The organism is Lacrimispora sanguinis (assembly GCF_044987295.1).
GTDB classification, from domain to species: domain Bacteria; phylum Bacillota; class Clostridia; order Lachnospirales; family Lachnospiraceae; genus Lacrimispora; species Lacrimispora celerecrescens_B.
Genome location: NZ_CP173277.1, coordinates 754,544 through 770,332 on the forward strand (window position 1 = coordinate 754,544; position 15,789 = coordinate 770,332).

Annotated in this window: 24 protein-coding genes; 2 read left to right on the forward strand and 22 right to left on the reverse strand. The window is 39.2% G+C overall.

All coding sequences use genetic code 11. From position 1 onward, the window contains the following. Positions 1–58: 58 nt before the first annotated feature. From ACHZES_RS03560 to ACHZES_RS03575, 4 genes are all read right to left on the reverse strand, one after another. A complete protein-coding gene (locus ACHZES_RS03560) occupies positions 59–289 on the reverse strand; it encodes a hypothetical protein (RefSeq protein ID WP_395547895.1) in 231 nt (76 codons plus the stop codon). Beyond that, positions 261–485 carry a hypothetical protein gene (locus tag ACHZES_RS03565; RefSeq protein WP_395547894.1) on the reverse strand — a complete coding sequence of 75 codons (225 nt, stop codon included), beginning with the start codon at positions 483–485 and terminating at the stop codon, positions 261–263. The genes ACHZES_RS03560 and ACHZES_RS03565 overlap by 29 nt, the downstream gene beginning before the upstream one ends. A 1-nt stretch (position 486) precedes the next feature. Further along, positions 487–768, reverse strand: a complete 282-nt coding sequence (locus tag ACHZES_RS03570; RefSeq protein WP_395547893.1) for a hypothetical protein — start codon at positions 766–768, stop codon at positions 487–489. Positions 769–1,105: 337 nt separating this feature from the next. Next, on the reverse strand, positions 1,106–1,270 hold the full coding sequence (locus ACHZES_RS03575) for a hypothetical protein (RefSeq protein WP_395547892.1): 165 nt from the start codon (positions 1,268–1,270) through the stop codon (positions 1,106–1,108). Between the two features lie 336 nt (positions 1,271–1,606). On the opposite strand from ACHZES_RS03575, the gene ACHZES_RS03580 reads away from it, so the two are divergent. Beyond that, positions 1,607–1,825, forward strand: a complete 219-nt coding sequence (locus ACHZES_RS03580) for a helix-turn-helix domain-containing protein (RefSeq protein WP_395547891.1) — start codon at positions 1,607–1,609, stop codon at positions 1,823–1,825. A gap of 534 nt (positions 1,826–2,359) precedes the next feature. Here ACHZES_RS03580 and ACHZES_RS03585 read toward each other — a convergent pair. The 18 genes from ACHZES_RS03585 to ACHZES_RS03670 form a co-directional block, all read right to left on the reverse strand. Next, the gene (locus ACHZES_RS03585) at positions 2,360–2,524 is read right to left on the reverse strand and encodes a hypothetical protein (RefSeq protein ID WP_395547890.1); all 165 of its coding nucleotides are present in this window, start codon (positions 2,522–2,524) and stop codon (positions 2,360–2,362) included. Positions 2,525–3,311: 787 nt separating this feature from the next. Next, positions 3,312–3,590, reverse strand: coding sequence for a hypothetical protein (locus tag ACHZES_RS03590; RefSeq protein WP_395547889.1), 279 nt, complete (start codon positions 3,588–3,590; stop codon positions 3,312–3,314). A gap of 1 nt (position 3,591) precedes the next feature. Beyond that, positions 3,592–3,855, reverse strand: coding sequence for a hypothetical protein (locus tag ACHZES_RS03595; protein ID WP_395547888.1), 264 nt, complete (start codon positions 3,853–3,855; stop codon positions 3,592–3,594). Between the two features lie 338 nt (positions 3,856–4,193). After that, entirely contained in the window at positions 4,194–4,856 is a 663-nt protein-coding gene (locus ACHZES_RS03600) for a hypothetical protein (RefSeq protein WP_404820324.1), read from the reverse strand. Positions 4,857–5,013: 157 nt separating this feature from the next. After that, positions 5,014–5,175, reverse strand: coding sequence for a hypothetical protein (locus tag ACHZES_RS03605; protein WP_395547886.1), 162 nt, complete (start codon positions 5,173–5,175; stop codon positions 5,014–5,016). A gap of 267 nt (positions 5,176–5,442) precedes the next feature. Beyond that, complete coding sequence (locus tag ACHZES_RS03610; protein WP_395547885.1) at positions 5,443–5,697, reverse strand: hypothetical protein; 255 nt, start codon at positions 5,695–5,697, stop codon at positions 5,443–5,445. Between the two features lie 90 nt (positions 5,698–5,787). Next, positions 5,788–6,666: a sigma-70 family RNA polymerase sigma factor gene (locus tag ACHZES_RS03615; protein WP_395547884.1), complete on the reverse strand. Its 879-nt coding sequence runs from the start codon at positions 6,664–6,666 to the stop codon at positions 5,788–5,790. A gap of 123 nt (positions 6,667–6,789) precedes the next feature. Then, on the reverse strand, positions 6,790–7,080 hold the full coding sequence (locus tag ACHZES_RS03620; RefSeq protein ID WP_395547883.1) for a hypothetical protein: 291 nt from the start codon (positions 7,078–7,080) through the stop codon (positions 6,790–6,792). 100 nt (positions 7,081–7,180) lie between these two features. Continuing rightward, positions 7,181–9,961: a hypothetical protein gene (locus tag ACHZES_RS03625; RefSeq protein WP_395547882.1), complete on the reverse strand. Its 2,781-nt coding sequence runs from the start codon at positions 9,959–9,961 to the stop codon at positions 7,181–7,183. Between the two features lie 67 nt (positions 9,962–10,028). Next, positions 10,029–10,175, reverse strand: coding sequence for a hypothetical protein (locus ACHZES_RS03630; protein ID WP_395547881.1), 147 nt, complete (start codon positions 10,173–10,175; stop codon positions 10,029–10,031). 6 nt (positions 10,176–10,181) lie between these two features. Then, positions 10,182–10,658 (reverse strand): hypothetical protein, encoded by a 477-nt coding sequence (locus ACHZES_RS03635; RefSeq protein ID WP_395547880.1) that lies wholly within the window; start codon positions 10,656–10,658, stop codon positions 10,182–10,184. Continuing rightward, positions 10,651–10,896: a hypothetical protein gene (locus ACHZES_RS03640; RefSeq protein WP_395547879.1), complete on the reverse strand. Its 246-nt coding sequence runs from the start codon at positions 10,894–10,896 to the stop codon at positions 10,651–10,653. The genes ACHZES_RS03635 and ACHZES_RS03640 overlap by 8 nt, the downstream gene beginning before the upstream one ends. A 147-nt stretch (positions 10,897–11,043) precedes the next feature. Next, positions 11,044–11,838 (reverse strand): hypothetical protein, encoded by a 795-nt coding sequence (locus ACHZES_RS03645; protein ID WP_395547877.1) that lies wholly within the window; start codon positions 11,836–11,838, stop codon positions 11,044–11,046. Between the two features lie 98 nt (positions 11,839–11,936). Beyond that, on the reverse strand, positions 11,937–12,479 hold the full coding sequence (locus ACHZES_RS03650) for a hypothetical protein (protein WP_395547876.1): 543 nt from the start codon (positions 12,477–12,479) through the stop codon (positions 11,937–11,939). A 33-nt stretch (positions 12,480–12,512) separates the two neighbouring features. Beyond that, positions 12,513–13,304 (reverse strand): ATP-binding protein, encoded by a 792-nt coding sequence (locus ACHZES_RS03655; RefSeq protein WP_395547875.1) that lies wholly within the window; start codon positions 13,302–13,304, stop codon positions 12,513–12,515. Then, positions 13,237–14,007, reverse strand: a complete 771-nt coding sequence (locus tag ACHZES_RS03660; protein ID WP_395547874.1) for a conserved phage C-terminal domain-containing protein — start codon at positions 14,005–14,007, stop codon at positions 13,237–13,239. Before ACHZES_RS03660 ends, ACHZES_RS03655 begins: the two co-directional genes overlap by 68 nt. 35 nt (positions 14,008–14,042) lie before the next feature. Continuing rightward, complete coding sequence (locus ACHZES_RS03665; RefSeq protein ID WP_395547873.1) at positions 14,043–14,438, reverse strand: hypothetical protein; 396 nt, start codon at positions 14,436–14,438, stop codon at positions 14,043–14,045. A gap of 2 nt (positions 14,439–14,440) precedes the next feature. Beyond that, entirely contained in the window at positions 14,441–14,641 is a 201-nt protein-coding gene (locus ACHZES_RS03670) for a hypothetical protein (protein WP_395547872.1), read from the reverse strand. A 159-nt stretch (positions 14,642–14,800) separates the two neighbouring features. Here ACHZES_RS03670 and ACHZES_RS03675 point away from each other — a divergent pair, with 159 nt between their 5' ends. Further along, positions 14,801–15,658, forward strand: a complete 858-nt coding sequence (locus tag ACHZES_RS03675) for a helix-turn-helix domain-containing protein (RefSeq protein WP_395547871.1) — start codon at positions 14,801–14,803, stop codon at positions 15,656–15,658. Positions 15,659–15,789 lie beyond the last annotated feature (131 nt).

Here is a 15,789-nt window from a genome sequence, read left to right on the forward strand (position 1 = left end):
TTTTAGAAAGGCAGCAACTAAAAACACTATCTACTGCCCTCCTCAACATTATTCAACATCAAACTGCTTTTCCTGAAACCCCCAAAGATAAATAATATACACGATCCAATGCTTCCTCATCCATCTCCATTAGGAGCCTTATTACTCTTTCAATACGCCACGGATTTTCTCGAAAGTGCTTTACTGGTTCCAAAGATCTATTATGCTCTACCAATTCTTCCCTTGCTTCATAATAGCTATCTATCATGCGATTGTACTGCTCAACCGGCACAAGAATCATTTTCTGCATAATCTTCCCCCAATTCTTCCCGCTTACATTGAATGACCAGATCAATAAGTCCGTTACAACATTCCTGTATTTCCACGCTACGATCAGAATGCTCGACTTGTTTTAACCATAGAGGCCTAAGAGTTTCTAGTTCTTCTATACTTAATCCAAATAATTGTTCAATCATTTTTCGGGCTAATCTATCTTCTTTATTCATTTCAAATACCCCGTTCTTCCTCTGGAAACTGGACAAGAGTATCTACTACATCAGCATTAATACCGATGGTGCTTTTCAACTCTTCCCCCGACTCCTCCATCTTGATTCTAATAGCAAAATCAAAGCATTTTCTCCCTGAATACTTCAGCTTCTCAAACATACCATTATCAGCAACACGTTCTATATCTTTAAGATACATTTCTCTCATGATTCCAAGTTCCTTCACACTGTAACACGTTAGTGATTTAAGGAGCTCCACAATTCTTTCATCTGATTTACTCATTTCGAAATCCTCTCTTTTACAGTTTGCAAAGGGATAAATCTGTGTTATAATCAAAATATCCCTTTTGCATGGTGTGTGATCGGGTTATATTTTTTTATTAGCCCTGTGCGTTTGCCGATGCATGGGGTTTTTACTTTGGTGTGTGGTCCGGCAGCAGTTAAAAGTAATTGCCGTTACTCGCTGCTGCCAGTTATTCTTTTATTAGTCCTGAGCGCTTACCTGGACTGTTATGCTACGGTAAAGCGTTACCATCTGTCTGCTTTAGGTACTGGATGTAAAGGGCTTCATGCTCTTTCCTGAATGCCTTGCTGTCAAATCGGTTGCCTATAACACGCTTCTACCTTACAAGGAAGTTTCCTACCTGCATTTCCTCCGCTCCTCTGGCTTCCAGCTCCTTCTTGATCTCCACCTTTAGCTTGTCTGCCTCCAGTTCCAGTGCTTTGATCTGCTCCTCGATTGCTTTCAGCTTTTTCACTCTGTTTTCAATAGCTCTTTCTCCCATATTGCAATTCTCCTTTCCTTCAAGTGGATTCATCCTGACTATTGCTCGCCAGCATTGGCATCTCCTCACCGGAATTGAATCCTTGCACCGTTCCTGTAATCTTCCCGACTATTAGTTTTGCCGTTACTCACTCACAGGTATATTGACTGGAATTTCATAACCATTTCGGGGTTATCGGTGCTTTGTTGTTTCCTTTACTGTAATTACAGCATAACCCTTTTCGGGTTATTTGTCAACCTTTTTATAATACATTTTTTATTATTTCTATGCTTTTTTGTTTGACTTATAACCAATATTAGGTTATAATCATAATATAAAGAACCAGGAGGAATTAAAATGTCAATTATATACCAAAGCAATGATCAAATTATCATTGAGATTAAAAAACTCATGTTAGAAAATAATGTATCTCAGAGAGAAATAGCTGAAAAGTTAAATATTACTCCTCAAGGTCTCACGAAGCTTCTTAATAAAAAAAACTTTGGTTTTGAGGATGCCAGTAAAATTCTCAATGCAATGGGTCATGTACTTATTTTGCAATTTGATAAACAATAGAAGAAATATGAGTGTTATTTACAACCAGGTTGGTAAATTGTAAATAGACTAAAGCAAAACTGCTATTGTAGTGGACCAGCTCTCATGCGGATTTTTTGGAATATAAGCATTTAGTGAAATATGTACCAGACGAGAAAGAATAGGCCTAAAATGTTGCTCCAGATATGCTTATGGAATTCGTGTTTTTTATTTTTCTCATTCACATGTAAATAAAGAAAACCATTGCAACAATGCCTTAGATATGCTATATTGAAACTACAAAAGGAACAACCGCCCACAAGGGGTTGACCCGAATTAGGATAGAGAAGCCACCCGTACCGGTCAAGTATCAGGGTGGTTTTTCTTATGTATTGCTACTTACTAAACGTAAAAACGAACGTAAGTAATGCCAGAAGGAAAAGACCAAAGGTCATAAGATCTTTAAAGTCGAACTTCATTAGCATCACCCCCATTCTATTAAAGAATGAGGTCAACACACCCTGTAACACGATTGTTCCATGTCACAATGGTAACATATCCAATTTCAATGTGCAATTACTTTTCCCGGTTACAGCCGGACTTTTCTTTTTCAGATTCATTCTTATCTCTGAGGCTCAATAATTTGACTTCCACCCCATACTTATCACCGATGATCCTTCCAAGGGCCTCAAAAGCTTTCCAGGGATCGAGTGTACCAACAGTGGTTATTGTATCTTCCATAATATCACCTTGCTTTCTGGTAATTTATTTATAAAACGGCTCCCTTTTAGAGTGGAATTCTCCACCCTGACTGCTCAAAATTTAGCCGTCCTTTTATTTAGACTATAAAAAACTGCGTTGTCCTAATCCAATATAGAAATTCCTTGTACAGTACACCCCCGTACCTTAAAGCACAAGGACTCCTCACCTATATACTTATTTCTCTGCCAACACCTCCAATAACCATACCTTTCCGACCGGGAATCTTTCTATATGTGTCTTCCAGTAATTGAAGGTACTAAGAGGGGTGTCGAGCTTCTTGGCCAGTTGAGCATTCGTAAATTTATACTTAATTTTTACTGTAGCTATAAGTATTCTTAATTCATCTGCTCGTTGTTGCACGTGACATTTTTTCATTGTGGTTTTCTCCTTTAATTTAAAATTTATTTAAATACTATTACATGAGAATTGTACCACTATATCTAAGCCTTTTTCCCTCATAGATATAAGTTCAAATAACTTTCCTATATGTTGTCAGCCCCTACGCTCGTCTACTGGCACTACCCCGAAGGGAACGTCAATTTGCCGCCCCCCTTCTTCCTTACTGTGCAAAATTGCGTTGTCCTTCACTCAGCCGAATTTTCGGCTCACTTGATTTGGATTCTTTTCTCCACAAGTGGGAAATCAATCAAGAGTAATAGTCCTTAGTCAACTTTGAAAACCGATATCAGTACAACGGAATTTTCCGTTCTATTCCGCTTTGCTTCTTACAAAAATATTCTCATAAATAAAATATTGCATCACAGCCTTATTTTCGGCTCAGACCTGCAGCAGCCGTTGTAACTCCTCCGGGCCCCGTTTTAAACTGTAGTTCCAGCTCCAACGCTTTCAGAACCAGATTAGCCGAATAAAAAATTGAATTCGCTTCCTTTGCCGTGATCTCCCCATTCAGTACCATGTTATTAATCTTTGCCAGGGAACGCCGTACTTCTGTCGGAGTATTCCATCGAAGCTTTTTCTTTTTACCGCCGTTCTCCTTTTCTTTCATTAATAGCGAAAGGCGGTATCTCTCTACAATATCACTCATTTTATAAACCTCCTGTAGCATCTATAACTTTTAAATCTTGTTTTGGTGGGTACATCTCCGCAATCTGCCGCAGCTGCTTAAACGCAGTTTCCTTGCATTTTGACTGTATCTTGATATCACTTGCCCCATATCTGGCTTGTTCTTTTCCTTTCTCCTTTAACAGTAATATCCCCTCATAGTTCTTTGTCTCTTCCAAATAAAACACTGATGCCATGATTACAAAGTATTGTTCTGTTACTCCTGCTTTAATTGTAATGTTTTGCATATTATCACCTCGATTTTCGCTATATTGTTTTCTCTGCCGGCCGCATAGAATAAGGGATTTTCGCACTATACTCCCTTTAAAAGCCTATAATCCCCCTTTAATACGCCAACATCATCAATTTAATATATCTTAAAAAATAAGCTCATTTTTGAGCCAAAGTCCGTTTACTCTCCTAATCTGGCAGCGGAATTTTCCGCCACGAGTATACCGAACGTTCGCAACGTTGCGTTGTGCTTTTGGCGTTGCGTTTACATGCTATCGTTGCATATAAAACAACCGAAAATTCAGCATTTAAGGCTATTTTCACCATTTGAGTTGTTTTTCAAAAATACAAAATACTAAGATGATTTTAGTACAACACTTTGGTATGCATTCGCATTACTAAAAATTCCCGACACCTCTATATCATTTGGATTCCCCGGAAAATCTATATAACCTTTATCCCAGTTATAGAAGTATTTATCAATGTCATACAAGTCAAGGACATAAAGTAAAGTATTCTTGCCCTGCATCACACTCCTTATTGTTTTCTCAGAATATCTCTTATTGAAAGAAAGTGCCTGGATTCGCATATTTTCCAATCCCTGGAGCTTCTTCAGAATCATTTCCCATGCATCATCATTCTTGCCCTTTGGCTTTGGGTAGATGTAATAATGAAACGGACCTTTTAAAATAATTCCATTCTTTGCAGCAAATCGCTGCATTCTATATTTTATGTATTTGCTTCCACCCTTTGTAGTATGTGTAAGACCACTGTAAATGGAATACGGAAGGCAATCTCGACATAATAGCTTTCCACCGCACAGATAAAGCTTTACACGCCTATGGGCGCATCTAGGGCAGTATAGAAAGGCCTTTTTTCCGAAGCCTGTCTTTTGATATCCTATTCTTACATGAAAAGGCAACTCATCAATAGATAAATATGCATTATATTGGTCTGCACCTGGATACTCTGATCCCTTCATGATTTTCAATACTTCTTTTACATCAATATAACGCACATCTGCTCCTTTTCATATTTATAAAATCATTTTAAAAGTACTTCCTACATTAAGGTGCTGGCAATGCCAAGCTGAAAACAGCTTATCATCTTCATCATGCAACTAATTATAGGGCTGTTAGTTGGCTGAATTTACAAAGGTTTTGAATAAAATTTCCTTATTCGAGTTTTTTATTTTCTTCTGATTCTTGGTCCTTATGTTCAGCAAGCCTACGTTCGTTCTCTTCATAGGCTTCTATGACAGCTTTAGTCCATCGCTGCTGATAACCGGGTGTTAGAATAAAGACTACCTCTGGTTTTTCATGTTTTCTTTTTCCCATAATCATTCCACCTTTTTTATACGCTTTTTTGATTAATTATCAGGTATAGATAAAAATGATACAGATGAAATATCTTTCTTTCACATACCGATCTCGTCCGATTCAATAGCATTATGTTCTATTGTAGCAAGCCGCCCCGATTAATGACATCATATTAAATGTCAAACGGACAAATTGGCCTTATGCCATTAGCTCCCTATAGACTTACTATAAAACATTGCAACCGTCTGAATGAAAGTAAGGGATTCACCTATACTAGCATGTGCTTTATACTTGCTCCTTTCCCCTGATGATCTGTAATATTTCCTGATCGCTCAATCCAAGGATTAATACCAAGGTCCATAAATCGTCTAACCTCATTATTTCAGGGTGTGCAAAACGATTGTACAAAGTACTTGCTGGCATGTTTATCCTCTTTGCTATTCCCTTCACGCTAATTTGCTTAATCTCCATTCGATTTTTAATTGTTGCACGGGCAATTAGTCTTTTTTGTTCATAATCAGTAAGTTTTACTTTTGGCATACTTTTGCCTCCTTCATTTGTGATGATTTCAGTATATCACCGAACAGAATAATTGAAAGTTACCTAAAAATATTTAAATTTTATCCTCTATCATACCTCAAAATGAAGGGCTGCTCTTTCCGTTGCACTGGTCCATGTATGGTTAAACCTATCTAGACCAGTTCCTTTTAAGCCCATGTTGTAGATTTCTTCTGCCTCTGTCAGGAATGGCCGCAGTCTCCTTGCATTACGAGGCTTACGCAATTCCCGAAACGCCTTACTTTGATCCTGCCGGATAGCTTCTCGCCAGACCCCTAAAGATTCCCCGATTGCATCTAAAGTCATATTATCCTGGAATCTTTTACGGATAATTTCCGGCTGTCGCCCCGGCAAACTATCTACACATTCCCATAGTACCGTAGAAAGCTGTTCCTGCTGCAACCGGTCAAGCGTTTCCTCTTCCATATCTTCAGCCGATGGAATACCGTCACCCGTTGAAAACCCTTCCTCTTCAAATCCCTTTATAGGAGCGTCCAGGCTTACCAAATTCTCCATGCAGGCATTCTTATGGATTTCTCTTACCTGATCTATACTTAAGCCCATAGAAGCGGCTATTTCGGCTTCTAAAGGTTCACGACCATATTCTTTCACAAAGGAATCACGGAACCGTTTATACTTCCGTAATCTTGCCTGGCTTTGATAAGAAATCCGTAGACTACTAGAGTTTTTTTCTATGTATCTCCCCATGGCCTGTCTAACCCAACTCTCCGCATAGGTAAGAAATTTATATCCAGTGTTCGGATCATAACCGTCAATGGCATCGTACAAAGCAAGATACCCTTCTTGCTCCAAATCCTCTATTTCTTCCCGTCCCCGATACTTCCAGGCAATAGAGCTAATAAAGGCTTTTACCTGCTCATACAGGACAAGCATGTTTTCCTCCGGGTCTATACCAGTCTTGATTCTGATTACAAGTTCCTCGTTGGTCATATCCTGCTGCCTCCTTGCATTTAACAATATAGGTTTAAACTTCAACTTTTTTCAATGTTTGCATTCCCATTCACATATAATCCGTACCACCCTTATTAGACAGTTTGGGAGGTGGCTGGATTTTCAGCCTTCCCCCCTCCATACAAATCCCGTATCTTCCCACAACTTCTTAGGAGAAATATAGAAATTTCTTTTACTTCCTCTCCACACCATGTGACCAATAGGCAACCAACCATCTTCTATCCCTTGGCGAACCCATGTAGCATCTTTCCCGTAAACGTTTGCAGCTATTTCCATCGGCACACCACCAATGCCAAATTGGGGGTATTGAGCTGCGCTTAATAAGATACGGACCACATGCTCCGCTATCTGCTCCGCATCATGTACAATTTTAACTTCCTGTTCTGCATTCATTTATTTTTTCCTCTACTTTCATAGTATTTAAAATAATATTTTTACGACTTTTTACTCTTTTAATACTATAAATAATAGAAACTGAGGTTTTCTGAGGTACTTACCCCCCATTCGTTACCATTCTAACGCCTACGCGCTGTTTTTCGTTGTTGTTGTACTTGTAAACTAACTGCCCGAACTTTGTACCATCAAGAATCATATCAGCCTGTACGGCGCCGCCACTAAGTCCGCCCATTTCTCCAATGGCTTCCTTAAATGCCTGTTTCATTGTTTCTAGTGGAGATACTACTTCATAATCCTTGTTGTTATCTCCTAAGATTGCGGCGAATTCCCCAGCTTTAGGAGGTACTACGGTTCCGGTTGCCAAGCGTGGCATAATTGAAGAATATGAAGCATAGGCAGAGGTAGGATAACCAGAGGAAGAATAACCATTTCCAATTCCGCTATATGAATACTTACCGGAGATATCTACATGTTTTATATTAAATCCAAAAGATTTACCGCCAATTTCAGGAATCCAGTCAGGTACATCAAATTTAAGTTTATTCAAAACATCAATTATGGCATTTATTGCATTTGTAGCTATATTCTTTGCACTATCAAACGCACTTTGGAAGCCGTCATTAATCTTTTCAGATAGGTTTTTCAGTGGCCGTACAAGATTACCCATTGAATTTTCAAGCCCTTGAATCAAGCCATCAATTAAATATCTGCCGATTTCTGCCATAACTGTAGATGGAGAATGGATACCAAATAAATCTTTAATCCAGTTAATGAATGGGTCAACAATATGTTTCTTAATCCATGCCCCGGGATCTTCTGAAAATTCTGCAATTCCTTCTGTAATACCTTCCCATAGGGCCTTTCCCACCACTTTTAACATTCCCCATGCGGCTTTTACCACCGCCAAGGCTATCCTGGCTACTACATCAACAACACTGGTAAAAACGCCCCACCAGTCGACATTTACAAGAAATTCCCCAATGTCCTCGCCTATAGCTTCCCAGTCGGTTTCTTTTAAAGCTGTGCGCAGAGTTTCCAAGAGGCCTAATGCAAAGTCACTTAAGGTCTTACCGAAATCAGCCCAATCAACATTAGCAAAGAAATTATTGATACTATCTGAAATTTTCTCCCCTACCCCTGACCAGTCTATTGTGTGTATAAAATTATGTACAGTACTGATAGCTCCTGACAAGGCTTTCCCCAGTGTTTCTCCAAATCTGGCCCAATCAATCCTATTTATCAGACCCATTACACCCTCTGCCAGTGCTTTTCCAATAGCAGGCCAGTCCGCAGTTGTCACAAAACCATACATTAAATCAATCTTTGCCTGTATAAAACTTCCAATTGTGGCACCAAATTTTTCCCAGTCTACCTCATAAACAAGGCCATTTACTCCCGTAGCTAAAGCCGCCCCTAGCTTCCTCCAATCAATCCCATTCAGGAGTAGGTATAAGGTATTGACAGCCGTGTTTATCCCCTTACCTACCATTCGCCCCAAGGAATCCCAATTTATTGTTGACACCAGAGAATTGAACATATTTACAAACCTTGTCACAATTTCAGTAATTCTGTTGCCTACGTTATTCCAGTCAATGAATGAACTGATTCGTGCTATCGCTGCATTAATTTTCTGTCCTAATAGTTCCCCAATGCCGGCAAAATCTGCACTATTGAGCAATTCCCTTATTTTGTCCGCAGACTTCTGTACATTCTCCGCTATTTTCGCAGTTTTAAACATCTGCTCCGGTGTCGGACCTTTGTATTCAGTTTCTTTTTTTTGCAACTGTATAAGCGTATCAAAGGCAAATGAACGCTTCATTTCCTTGGCTGCGTCCTTTGTGGCCTTTTTTGTAGCATCGAGGCTGGCAGCATAATCTTCTTGTACCTCCACAGCTTTCACAAAAGTGTCCTTCCCAGCCAGAGCCGCCATCGTTTGTGCAATCCAGTTATTCAGCTCTACCACTTTTGATATTAACTTTGTTAATGCCGGTGTCACGTACTCTATGACAGGTGCAAATGCTACCGCAAAGCTGTTTTTTAGCATAGTTAATGATGACATCAGTTTGGAGATTGTCTGGTTGGTATCGTCAGAATATCGTGCCAGATTTTCCATTCCTTCTTTTACAGCAGATGTGATTCCTCTTATTGCCCGATAAAACATACTGAACACAAGTGTATGAAAAAGCATTTTCAGTATGCTAAAGCTTTTCCCCGTTTTCTGTGTGTTCTTTCTAAGACTCAACAAAGATATTGCAATTTGCCCGGCTGACTTCATCACACTTTTAGCTAGGTTTATCATTTGCCCTGCTGCCTTCATTGCCAACTTACCAAGAGAGGCAAAAGCCACCTTTCCTGCTGCTGCCATACCTTTAAATGCAGTCCATGCAATAACCGGAAGCTTATTGAATCCCGATCGAATAATAGCTGGAATATTGACAATTGTAGAAATTAAAGTGTCTTTTACTGTGCTCATTCCCCATAAAATAGAATCTTTCAGGCTTACCATTGATGTTTCTCCAATAGATGCAGTTGACTTCAATGAGGCCGCGGCTTGCTGGCTTTCAACACTTATTTCATTCATAGCTTTTCCCGCTTGCTGCCCATACATCTGAACCGCCTGTGCATAGTTCCTAATTTGAGTAGCTGACTTACCAAATACCATCTCCATTGCCTTTGGGTCATAGCCGGAACTGACATTTTGTGAAGACTGAGCCGCTTCTTTCATGGACTTTGAAAAAATACCTTTTATACTGTCACCTGCCTTTTGAGCACTGGACACTATTTTTTCAAATTCTGATTTTAGATTTCTCGTTCCTTTTTCTGCCCCATCAGTATTTATTTTAGAATCAATAAGCACTGAACCGTCATATTGTTCCATCTTCCACCACCTTAAATAAAAAGGCCGACAGCTCCCATTTCTGAAAGCCATCGGCACCACTTAGCCATTAACAAGCACCTTTTTGCCTGTCACACTTATATACAATTTTCTTTACTACTTCTAGAACAATAACATCATCTTTACGCTGTTTGATTTCCGCCGTATTCCCCCGGCTATGTATTTCTGCTATCACTCGCTGCATTTCATCATTCATATAAAATCAACTCCGTACATTCTTTTTCCTATATTTTGACGCATACTTATCCACTCTTTCCCTTGTGGCTTTCTCCACCTCTTCATTAATCACATTAAATGCAGCGTCCATGAAAGCCTCGAATAGTAATTGTCTGTCTTTCCCCACAATCGCAAGGGGAGACTGTCCATCAAATATAGTATCGTATACATCGGATTTAAAAATGAAATTCAACTTTTCACGAATAACCTGATTGAACTTTTCCAGCACTTCCGAAGTCTTTTCCAGTGTGGCATCATCATCAACTGCAATGGTACCATCTGGATTGAGGCTTACATCTTCTAGCCCGTCCTTTTCTTCTCTCAGTTCTTTCATAACCTGGTTAAATCGCTTAATTATATCAATATCGGTGGGGTTAAACCGAATTACCCTGGCCGGATCATCATTAATACAGAATGATTTATAACCGTCCGAAAAATTGATGCTTTGCATTTTATTACTCATTGATATTTTCCTCCATCATTATTTCTTCATATTTCTTCATTTCTTTATCGTACTTCTGTTTATATTTTCTCATGCGTTCAGCTTCCCTTTGCATAGAATGTGATGCTGCATTAAGAACAATGGGAAGTCCTTCCTCTGCCTGTTTAATAACAGGTTCAAAGCCTCTTAATGCTTCCATCACCCCGCCCAAGCACCCTGAAATCAAATCTCTTTGATTTTGCACGTTATTTTTATTCATGCTTCTTTTCCTCCATCTTTCCGTAAATTGCTGCTAACTCACATATAATCACAAATAATAAAATACCAACTGCTATCATGTTCATAAGTTCCTTTCTTCTTTTATTTCCAAGACCTGTGCCTTTGATTTTGATACCGCGGCAAGCCACTACAGCCCCCACTCCGTTTTAAGCAGATTAAGAATCTTCATTTCCTCTGATGTATCTTTCCCTGGGTTACTGTCTGGGTGATATACTTTGGAAAGCGTCCGATAAAACTGCTTAAGAGTGGCTTTACTCTCCTCATTTCGTTGACCGCCTACAGAACCAAAGCTACCGGAACTATTTCTATTGTAGTTACTGTAAGAATCTTCATAATACCTACGGCTTTGCTCCCGGCTCTTTTGTTCGTAGTTTATTTTATCTAAGTATTCCTCCTCTATCTCCTTAAGCCTTTGAGGGTTCTGTAACACTCCAAAAACGTCATAGCACTGGTCATAAGCATTAGAGCCTACAGTTCCATACCTTTCATTAAACTCGGCCTTACTGACAGCGTATAGAGTCGTTATACGCTCATGTTCTTTATGAACCTTAAACTCTTCCGTTTGAGCAAATTCAGATTGAATACATTCTATAAGAGGATTTAGCTTCTTTTCAATCAGGTTATATAAAGATTCCACAGAACAGTGCAAGGCATCTGCTGCAATGCACATCTTCTTATCTCCCCAATCATAAAGAGTAAAGATATCATCAGCTAAATCATAATAATTCACAGTACATATTACAAACTGCTTTTTCTTGACTCTTCCAGACTCCCGAAAGCTTTCATGAACGCTAATTCGATAAGCTTTCTTGATCGTTCTTTCAAACCGCTCCGTACTGTAGCGATAACTGTAGTAACTGGGTATCACAATACTTTTAGTAAAGCAAGTTTCTATCCGCTTTGGATGCCCATTCTTTTGCATCCTCCTGGTTTCAATTTCCTGAATGACACAGTACATCCTCTTTCCTTTCCTGTAGTTACTGCGTTATAAACCATAATAACCACGTCTTTTACTACATATTATTTATTTCTTTTTGCTTTTAAAAGAATCCTCCTGACAGGTAATAATCTATATTCTTTCTTGATTTTACGAGCCACTCCCATAAAGGGTGATCGCTGGCGCATTTCTTCTCGGATCAATTCCAGGGCACTGATGCTTTCTGGTAACTGTAATGACTCTGCTTCTCTGCACAGTTTTTTTAAGCCAGGATTACTCATATCCCGCAAGACTTGAACGGCAGTATTAATATTGGCATTTATGGATTCCTCAGAACACATCCACCTGAACGCATCACGAAGAGTTTCTTTGCCAATGTACGATTCCAGAATATCCCGACACACCATAATTCCGTCGGCAGTAAGGCAAAGTCCTGGCATATTGATAAAATCGATATGCACGTCCTCCATGTCAATAAGATTTGCATCCGCTATGCGATCACAGCACAGACTGGCCCACGTTTCCACCTTGCCTATTCTTAGAAGGTTATACACACTAATCATCGGCGGGCTTAAATCCTTCCTTGCTTTGATTGCTGTTAAAGCCCTTTCTCTTGCTGACTCCATATTTTCTTCTCCCTCCATTCATTTTCTTTCTGTTTAAGCCTTTTCCGCATCAAGAAGTCCTTGAATAAATTTTCTATTCGCTTCTGCTGCCTTTTCCCTACGAATACTGCGCTCCGGCATTTTTACTTCTGTAGAAATCGAAACAATCCGGTCCACAGACCTATCGTCCATTTTCAGTTGCTCGGAATCGCAATTACTTGTAAATATGGTCGGAAGAAATTCCCTCTTGCGATAATCAATCAAACGGAAAAGAGCATTGTCAATCCATTCCTGTTTTCCGGTCTGTGCGCCTATGTCATCTAAGACCAAAAGTCGGGCCTGATACAAAGATTCAGTTTTTTCCTTGCTCATGTCGCTTTTGTCCTTAATCAGTTCTACAAAATCAGGCACCGATATAAATTTCACAGGAATGCCGTATCTTTCTATGACCTCATTGCACAGGCAGCATGCCAACATTGTTTTACCGGACCCCTTAGTCTCGGAGTATATGTATAACCCGCGGCCTTGCTTTTCAAAAGCCTTGAAATTGACGATAAAAGCATTCACGATCTGCCGTTGAAGATTCACATTCTCGCCATATATATCCCACTGGAAATCTTTGGCTCTTTTATATACATACTCTGGAGGTATCATGCTTTGACTTCTTCTCGTTTCTATGCCCTGTACAGTTCCATCAGGTGACCAAAACGGCTGTGTCTCGCCATAATTCGGTATATTGTAAATTACAAATGCCCCACCTGGTACAGCATCTACCGACTTAACCAATGCTTGCACCGTATTTCCTGCGATAGTAATCTGCTGTTGACTCCCCACCGTTAATTCCATCTGCGTTCTCCTCCTCTCCTTGCTGCTGGTTAAGATATCCTTCAAACTTAGTTCCGAATAATGTTTCCGGCCTTAGGTACTGCTCCATCTTTCCGCCCTTCCACTCGGCAGCCTTGTTTCCTATGACCTTCTTAAAATCCTCCAAGGTGTACCCTTCCGCAAAACGAGCATTGATATGGCCTTGTGTAGCCTTTCCCTGCCACCGATATCCCTTATCTGTTTTGGCATTAAGATAATCAATGATTTCCTTGTATGGGGGCTTGTCGAGATCCTTCTCGACTATATCTTTATATTCTTTATTGTTATTGTTAATATTGTTAATGTTAATACTGTTACTGTTAGTACTAAGGTTTTCGGCACTCTCATTCTCGGCACTCTCATTTCCCGAGTGTCGGGAAACTTGTTTTTCTATGATTTGAATTTCATGGTTTATAGTGTATATATTTTTCCCATACACATTACCGTTTCGCTCTCTCGTTACTGAAACAACTCCAAGTGTTATTAAAGGATTCATGTGCTTTGAAAATCTTGTTTCGCTCATCTGTAATTCTTTCAACATCATTTTCCTGGATGGGAAGCAAGTATTTTCGCAACCGGCAAAACTGGCCAGATAGCCATATATTGCTTTACTTTCTGGACTTAACTCCGAGCTCCGCATTACATTTTGATACACTATTCCATATACTCCTTTCTTTCCATTCATCAAAGGCCCTCTCTCAACCTGGCATATTCGTCCTTTTATTTGTCATCGGAACCCTGCTGCCGTAAGAATCCCCTGGCTGAACGCAGCGCCAAAAAGGTATTCTTAGCCCGGCTCTCCAAAGTCTTTATGAACTGCCGGACTTCCCGGTCATTCTCTGGAAGAAAGTATCCGCCGCCGTCTTGGCAGGTGGATAATATTACCGCTCCGGCATTTCTTTCTCTGGCAATCTCATGCTGCAGCTCCCGGACGCTGTTGAATCCCAGGAAATCACATAACGCTTGCGCACTAATGGCATGTTCTTTTCCAGTATGTAAAGCCTCCATTACCACAAATGGTAAGGTTTTGTCAGGTTCGGTTGCCGCCGTTCCCTGCACTGGTGGTGTGTGGTTCTGATCTTTTTTTATTAGCCCCATGCGCTTACTTTCCTGCATAGTTATACTCCCGTTAATTCATTAAGGTACTGATCCAGCTTCACGTGATCCCAAAGTACGCGCTTTCCTACTTTCACTTTCGCTCCAATTTCTTCCCCTAACTTCATAGCATTGTTGCGACCCAGATTTGTGTAGGCTCGTAACTCTTCCGTATCCATCAAACGACATTCTCCTGATACTGTATTCATGGTTTTTGGTCTCATTGTGTTAACTCCCTCCTGTTTATCATTGTTTAAATTGGCATTGCATGATTTGTTGCTGTGTGTTACAATTTAATTATATACATTAATTATTGTTACGTCAATACATTCGTTACATTACTTTGCCAAATGTAACAATGATGAATATTCAGGAGGTTCGCCATGAACAATGTCACAGATATTTTTCCAAAACGTTTAAGGGAATTACGCGGAAATAAAAGCCAACAAGAAGTTGCTGATTATTTAAAGATTTCTAGAGTTTCTCTAGGATATTATGAAAGTGGAGAAAGAAAGCCCGATATAGAAGTATTAAGCAAACTTGCTACTTACTATAAAGTAACATCTGATTATCTATTGGGTCTTTCTGATAATTCTACAACGGATATAAATATACAAAATATTTGTCAAAAAACAGGTCTTTCCGATAAAACAGTTGAAAATATCATAAAATTGAATCAATTAGATTCTGTTACGGGCAACCAATATACATGGCTGCGAGGGATAGATTACCTTTTTTCACAAACCATGCTAATCAATATAATAGATGGAGAAGAACCTGATAAAGATTATTGGGATTCTGTTAAAGGAAAGGACTATAAAGGCTCATGTACAATTAACACACAGGGGCGAATAAACACATTTTTTTACTACGGAAAAGGGATAGATTTCCTACGAAATTTAAACCATATTCTTTTTGATAAATATATTGATTTTAACCCCTATCAGCCAGTAGGAAAAAATGGCAACATTATTAGCGTAATTAATAAGGAAAATCTAACTCCACTAGAAAATACTTTCACAATACTGGATGATGCAGGTTCTTCACACATTTTTAACTTTTCTATTATAACCAAAGCTTTGCTTCTTGAAATGAACGAACTGTTAACAGAATTACGAGAAGATATAAAACATGAAGATACAAAAGAATTTATAATTTCAGTTGATGAAAGAATTAACAATATGTACAAACTTAGCAAACAAAGACAAATTTCTGACTATGAAAATAAAACTGAATCATAATAACCGATTCCCTGCATTGAATTTTTTCAGTTTAACCAAGTTTATTATGTATAATGCAAAAAGACATTAGAAAGGCGTAGGAATGAGAGAATCCAAAACTGGACTATCCTATTCCTACGCCTTGATATGAC